At 37.4% G+C, this 6,112-nt stretch carries 7 protein-coding genes; 5 read left to right on the top strand and 2 right to left on the bottom strand.

All coding sequences use genetic code 11. The features are described from left to right. Positions 1 to 7: 7 nt before the first annotated feature. Complete coding sequence (locus L8106_RS25280) at positions 8 to 370, bottom strand: VOC family protein (RefSeq protein ID WP_009787363.1); 363 nt, start codon at positions 368 to 370, stop codon at positions 8 to 10. Between the two features lie 161 nt (positions 371 to 531). On the opposite strand from L8106_RS25280, the gene L8106_RS25285 reads away from it, so the two are divergent. Genes L8106_RS25285 through L8106_RS25295 form a run of 3 tightly spaced genes read left to right on the top strand, consistent with a single transcriptional unit; the run spans position 532 to position 4,572 of the window. After that, on the top strand, positions 532 to 1,206 hold the full coding sequence (locus L8106_RS25285) for a hypothetical protein (protein ID WP_009787364.1): 675 nt from the start codon (positions 532 to 534) through the stop codon (positions 1,204 to 1,206). Between the two features lie 55 nt (positions 1,207 to 1,261). Next, the gene (locus L8106_RS25290; protein ID WP_009787365.1) at positions 1,262 to 3,169 is read left to right on the top strand and encodes a hypothetical protein; all 1,908 of its coding nucleotides are present in this window, start codon (positions 1,262 to 1,264) and stop codon (positions 3,167 to 3,169) included. Beyond that, positions 3,166 to 4,572, top strand: a complete 1,407-nt coding sequence (locus tag L8106_RS25295; protein ID WP_009787366.1) for a DUF1802 family protein — start codon at positions 3,166 to 3,168, stop codon at positions 4,570 to 4,572. The genes L8106_RS25290 and L8106_RS25295 overlap by 4 nt, the downstream gene beginning before the upstream one ends. Before the next feature lie 21 nt (positions 4,573 to 4,593). Here the strand turns inward: L8106_RS25295 and L8106_RS25300 are convergent, their stop codons facing one another. Next, positions 4,594 to 5,181 (bottom strand): Uma2 family endonuclease, encoded by a 588-nt coding sequence (locus tag L8106_RS25300; RefSeq protein ID WP_009787367.1) that lies wholly within the window; start codon positions 5,179 to 5,181, stop codon positions 4,594 to 4,596. A gap of 42 nt (positions 5,182 to 5,223) precedes the next feature. Between L8106_RS25300 and L8106_RS33955 the strand changes: the two genes are divergently transcribed. After that, positions 5,224 to 5,499 (top strand): hypothetical protein, encoded by a 276-nt coding sequence (locus L8106_RS33955; protein WP_232228568.1) that lies wholly within the window; start codon positions 5,224 to 5,226, stop codon positions 5,497 to 5,499. A 129-nt stretch (positions 5,500 to 5,628) separates the two neighbouring features. Beyond that, positions 5,629 to 6,112: ATP-dependent metallopeptidase FtsH/Yme1/Tma family protein (locus tag L8106_RS25310; RefSeq protein ID WP_009787369.1), on the top strand; the 484-nt coding region annotated here is incomplete at its 3' end.

Here is a 6,112-nt window from a genome sequence, read left to right on the forward strand (position 1 = left end):
AAATGCTTTAAACTTGACTGAGTTCGATAATATTCCCATCAGGATCTTGAACAAATAACGCCGCCCTCCCCGATGAACTCATTTGAAAAGAGCAGTTATTTTCGCTTAGTTTTTGTTGGAATTCTTCCAAGTTATCGACAGAAAAAGCTAAATGTCTATTTCGCCCCCATTTCTCATTATTAACGACATCAGGGACTACCGCAGGCGCCTGAATTAAATGAATTTGAAAGTTTCCCACTTGATACCAACTTCCCGCAAATTTGAGAGAACGTTCAACTTGAGGAAGTTCGAGAATTTTTTCATAGAAATAATTGGCTTTTTCTAAATCAGCAACTAAAATCGCCGCATGGAGAGATTGAGTAATTTTCATAATTGACTACACCTAAGTAATATCAACACCCAAGTAATAAACAGTAACTAAATTTCCGTGATCTTACGGATTTTAATCTAAACTGACCTATTATACAATATTAGATGAAAGGAGAATCTAAGCTGATACCAAGATTTAACCTCATCAGTTAGTATAAAACAATGCCCAATTCTGTAGATTCAAAACTCAAAACTCGTTTGTTGCTGATGCTGTGGGACTTAGGCGGCACAACCGATGAAGTCAAAAAAAGTGATTTGATCAATTCGGTTAAAAAAAGTAAAGAGAAAGTCGCCACCTATCAACCTGTACTAGACGAATTGAATGAAAAAGGTGCGATCGCGATCACAACCAAAAACCGATCTGTTAAAGTTTCTCTAACCGATATCGGTTTGCAGATTTTAGAAGCCAGTCTGAAAAGTCTTGACTTTGAATATACAGCCGACGAGCAACGGGTGGTAAGCAGCAAGCAATTTAACGCCGTTTTGCGGTGGTTTCGACAGGTAGATAATAACACAAAACAGGTCAATTCTCAACCCTCTACTCGTGAAAATAAGATCGCATCTTATGATGAGTTTAAGTCTGTCGCTTTGGAGGTTTATGAGCGCCTCAACCGTGACTTTAATTATGACAATCTGGTGCCAATTTATCGGATGCGTCGGGAAATTGGGGAAAAAGTCACGCGATCGCAGTTTAGCGATTGGATGTTAGAAATGCAAGCTGAAGAAATTTTTAAACTTCAAGGTGGTGAGATGTCAGGTATTACATCTGACAAACAAGAAGATTCCATCTTAACTTCACTCGGCGAATTACGCTATTATACTACTCGGATAGGTTAACATCGATTGCCATTTCATCAATTTTTTTGAATCAAGTACATAATTAAAATTCCCAATGAATACATCTCCTCTAGAAAAGATACACGCTGCTATCAAAAGTTTTAATCCCTTTGAAACCTTAGCAATTGTCAGAGAGCAAAATATTTGGGACGGAGGATTTCCCGATGTCCCGACTTTTAATGCTCATGCTTCTGACGAAGTGATTAAAGCAATCAAGCAAGTTCAACAAACTAGCACAGGACATAGTAAAATCACTTCTAGGGTTATAGTTTCTGGGCAAGGAGAAGGTAAAAGTCATATTATTTCTCGCATTTTTAATCATTGTAGAAGCACAGAACAAGCCCTATGTATTTATGGAAATGTAGAAAAATATAATTTTGATTCAATCAACCGAGAATTTCAGGCAACTTTAGCCAAAAGCCTAGACCGAAAAATTGGTAGTTCTGAAGTAACGTCGTGGCAAAGACTTGCTACATTTATGGCTAATTCAACTTGGAAAGCTGCGAACCCAAGCACAAAGTTAGCATCCCCTCAACAGCTAGTTAATCACTTAAATAACCCAAATCAATCTCTTGAAAAAGTCAGTGAATGGATTGATATTATTACTCAGAAATTTTGTCAAGTTTCTCAAGGTAGACGAATTGATCCTGATCTGACTCGTGCTATTTTATGGACACTTGTGGAAACTCAAGCACCTTATGCGGTTAAGTGGTTATCTGGTCAAGAAATTGCTGAGAATAAAGCCAAGCAACTTGTATTACCAAATTCTGTTTTTGGAACAGAAAATACAGAATCTCAAGCTTTTGAGATCGTCTTACAAATGCTGACTTTAATTGCTGACTACAAACCAATACTTATATGTTTTGATGAATTGGATACGCCAGATATTAGTAGAAGTAAATCGGGTTTGTCTAGACCTCATGTTGTAGCTCGATTGATCAAGAGTTTAGTTGACAGTATTAACTTAAGTGAAACCAGTCAAGGTATTGTGATTCTAACAGTGATGATGCCCGATACATGGAATCAAAAAATTAAACAGATGCCTGGAGGAGTACCAGATCGAATTTCAGCAACAGGAAGTCCTATTAACTTAAAATTTATGAATGAGGACTCTGTTGTTGAGTTAGTTACTCTCTGGCTATCAAAGTTTTATCATTCTCAAAATCTGAAACCTCCCACTCCGATCTATCCCTTTGACGAGCAAAAAATCAGACAATTAGGAAAGGGTAACTCAGTCCGAAAAATTATCAAATGGTGTGCGGAAAATTTTAAAGTTCCTGATTCAATTGAGACAGATTCTTCAAATTCTTCTACGTCACCACCCAACTCCGAACTTAAAAATCCTGTCGAGTTAGCTTACAAACAAAAGCTGGAAGAATTAGAAAAGTCTACAAATGTTTGGATGGAAGATGAGACAAGAATTGCAAATTCTCTGAAGTTATGCTTCAATACAATAGCGGGAAAAGTAATTGATAGTGTGACCGTTCATAAAATAGAGTTAGTTGAACCTAAACAAGAAAATAGGGGCTACATTGCGTTTAAAATCATTGCCAAGGACAATGGAAAAATAATTAAGATAGGAGTAGTAGTGATGCAAAAGTCAAGTGGAAGAAGTGTAGGTGCTGCACTTACTCGGTTAATTAACTATAAAAAATTTGACATAACCAGAGGTTGCTTAATTCGTTCCAAGCAGATTAATCCTACAGCAGCACAAGCGCAAGATTATTTAAGTAAACTACTATCTCCGAAATGGGGTGGAGAATGGGTTCGGTTAACCGCAGAGGATATAAAACCCTTATTGGCTGTATACCAAGTTTATCGAAGTCGTCAAGATTATCAATTAAATGATCAACAAATCCGCAATTTTATTGAGCGGAATCAACTTGTAGTTAATAATCACCTAATTCGTGAAATTCTGAGCGCTCCATCTGGTCAAATTCCTACAGGGTTAATTGAAGAATGACAGATATAATTAGAATGATTGATACAGCGTTGTGTCTTCCAGCAGCAGATATTCAAGCCTTAATTCAAGGGCGAAGTCTTGTTGTGATACCTCGCCAATTTATTGAACTTGGAGAATTTGCTCTTTATGCTGATGAATTATCCAACAGTTATCCGCCCCCAGAACAATACTACCGATCAAGTTTTTTACCGATTGCTAAAACTGCAAAGACTGGAATAATTCAAGCCTGGGCTAAGTGTAAATCTTGTCATATGATAGATGATACGGAACAACTAGAAATTCTTTCTCAATTAACTGTATGGCGTTCTGAAGCACTGCGACAAATCCTATCCCAACAGGAGTATATCTTCCTTGCTTATTTGCGGGTTTATCTATTACCAGAATCTATAGAAGTTTCCCAATATTGTGAAGATCAATTTATTCCTCTGTTTCCAGCTTTAACGGTTGGCGAAGATCACCCAATTTTAAGTAACGAAGTTTTCGATCAACGCTATCGTCAAATACTCAACCGTCAGCCTCCATTACATCCCGAATTAGAAGAATTACAAACCGCAATTTCTCAGTTAGCTATAACTGATTCTAAAGCGAAACGATTAGATGAGCAAATTCAACAATTTCTCGGTTGGAAAATGCCAAAAACAACTAAACCTTTACCCGATTGGATTTCTACAATTAATCAAAAAGGAACAGCAGAAACAGGTGGAAAATATGAAAAAGGAACCGCCTTTGAAAATATCGTTCGTCAAAGTTTGGTATTTTTGGGTTTTGAGGTTGATACCGATGCAAAAGGAGGTGCGGGTGGAATGGATTTGTATTGTACTAAACCCTATCCAATGGTGGGGGAATGCAAAGCCGGAAAGGGTCTTGGAAATATGGCGGTTAAAGAATTAGTTGAACTTGGAGGTACTCATTTAGGACAAGAAACATTTATGAAGTCAGTAAAGTTAGTTATTGGCCCTGGAAATCCGAGTAGAAATTTATTAAAAGCTGCCCAAGAATGGAAAGTTAGTATTATTAATCCCATGAGTTTACAAAAATTAGTTGAACTTGAAGCAAAATATCCTGGTTCAGTTAATCTATTTGAACTGAAAGATTATCTAACAGCCGGACAAATTGATAGTAAAGTCGATGAATATATTGAGACAGTTAAACAAGACATTAAACTGCGAAGTCAAATCATTGAAGCTGTTAAAAAACTGGGAGAATTCGGAACCGATAAACCCACAGTTACAGAAATCAGAACCCAGTATAATTCGATGTTTGCAACCGATATAAATTCTGCACTGTCGGAAGAAAAAGTTCGAGAGTTGCTGATAGAGTTATCTTCTCCATTAACAGGTTATTTAGGTCGTGTTGACGAAACTGATCGATTTTATTTCCTGCGAGAACTTGAAATTGATTAAAGAGAGAAGTTCTAATTTTCCTTATTCTTCAACGTCTTTGAAATTAACTCGTTCGTAGATTTCCCCTAACGACATCTGTAACTCAACGGAATCTAAAGTTAACACTGAATCTTCGCCCTCATAGTCTGTTAACACCCATTTATTCTCGGTATTTTTAGAAAACTGTTCGAGATAATAGCCGGATTGATCGATTAAAATATATTCTTGAAAACTGGGAATCGAACGATAGGAACGGAACTTATCTCCTTGATCATAATCTTTCGTTGATTTCGATAAGACTTCCACAATTAACAGAGGATTTGTGACAATATCTCGGCGATTTTCTTGATAAATGGGTTCTCCTTCGATTACCATAATATCAGGATAAGTGTAAGTTTGAGTAGAAGGAATCCATAATTTTACATCACCAATATAAACCTCATAATCTTGTTCTTGAATGGTTAAGGGAAATCTTTTGTAAAAATTTCCAGCAATTTTGTTATGATTTGTGGTTCCACCAGCCATCGCTAAAATTTCTCCATTCCGATATTCGTTTTTAAATTCCGCTTGTTCTTCAAGTTCTAGGTATTCTTCTGGGGTATAAGTTTGTTTTTGAGTTTGTGTCACCATCAAACGAACCTCAGTGTTAGTTTCTTTTATTATATACAGGTCTTGCCACAATTTGAACTTTTTGTCAAGCCGAAAAATGCGATCGCAATGTCGAGAAAACCTCACCCGATTTTAAACAAATATCGCGTTATATTAAACAAAAGAAGTCAATATAATCAACCCATGAAAGGTAAACAAGTCTTACTCACTGGAGGAACTGGGGGTCTCGGCATGGGCGTTACTCCTCTGGCTATTTCTCAGGGTGCAAAAGTCACAATCCCTTATCGTAATGAAACAGAAGTTGAACGTTTAAAAAGCATTAAAACAAATCATGTTTAATTTCTGCGATTTCTTCTCTGTCTAAAGATAGACGAGTAGAATGTATCCAACCCATTAATCTTATAGAAGTCACCCAAACGTTAACGATTTGACGCACCCAATAAGACAGACCACAGAAAAACAAAAATTATGCCAGTAAAAGACGACCAACCCAAATTTCCGAACAATATCCCACTGGGGAGTATATTATTATGGTTAGCAGGTCTAGTCTTGCTTGCCAATACCTTTTTACCCGGTTTATTTGGACAAAATATTCCGCGTGTTCCCTACAGCTTATTCATAGACCAAGTTGAAGACGGAAAAGTTACTCAAGCTTACATCGAGCAAGATCAAATTCGGTATCAACTCAAACCCGAAGGCGAGGAAGAACAAGGACAAATGCTGTCTACAACACCGATTTTTGACCTCGAACTTCCTAAACGTTTAGAAGACAAAGGCATACAATTTGCAGCCGCCCCACCCCCTCAGAGTAACTGGTTTACCACCTTACTCGGTTGGGTGATTCCGCCGTTAATATTCGTGGGAATTTGGATTGGTGTCGGCCGCTTTTTACAAAGTCGAGGAGGCGGAGGTTTTGGAGGGCCGCAAGGGGCGCTTTCTATTAGTAAAAGTA

This window comes from Lyngbya sp. PCC 8106 (assembly GCF_000169095.1).
GTDB lineage: Bacteria > Cyanobacteriota > Cyanobacteriia > Cyanobacteriales > Microcoleaceae > Capilliphycus.

Excerpts from the sequence above, each read along its gene's own strand:
- L8106_RS25280 (WP_009787363.1), bottom strand. The coding sequence starts at position 370 with ATGAAAATTACTCAATCTCTCCATGCGGCGATTTTAGTTGCTGATTTA.
- L8106_RS25285 (WP_009787364.1), top strand. The coding sequence starts at position 532 with ATGCCCAATTCTGTAGATTCAAAACTCAAAACTCGTTTGTTGCTGATG.
- L8106_RS25295 (WP_009787366.1), top strand. The coding sequence starts at position 3,166 with ATGACAGATATAATTAGAATGATTGATACAGCGTTGTGTCTTCCAGCA.
- L8106_RS25300 (WP_009787367.1), bottom strand. The coding sequence starts at position 5,181 with ATGGTGACACAAACTCAAAAACAAACTTATACCCCAGAAGAATACCTA.
- L8106_RS25290 (WP_009787365.1), top strand. The coding sequence starts at position 1,262 with ATGAATACATCTCCTCTAGAAAAGATACACGCTGCTATCAAAAGTTTT.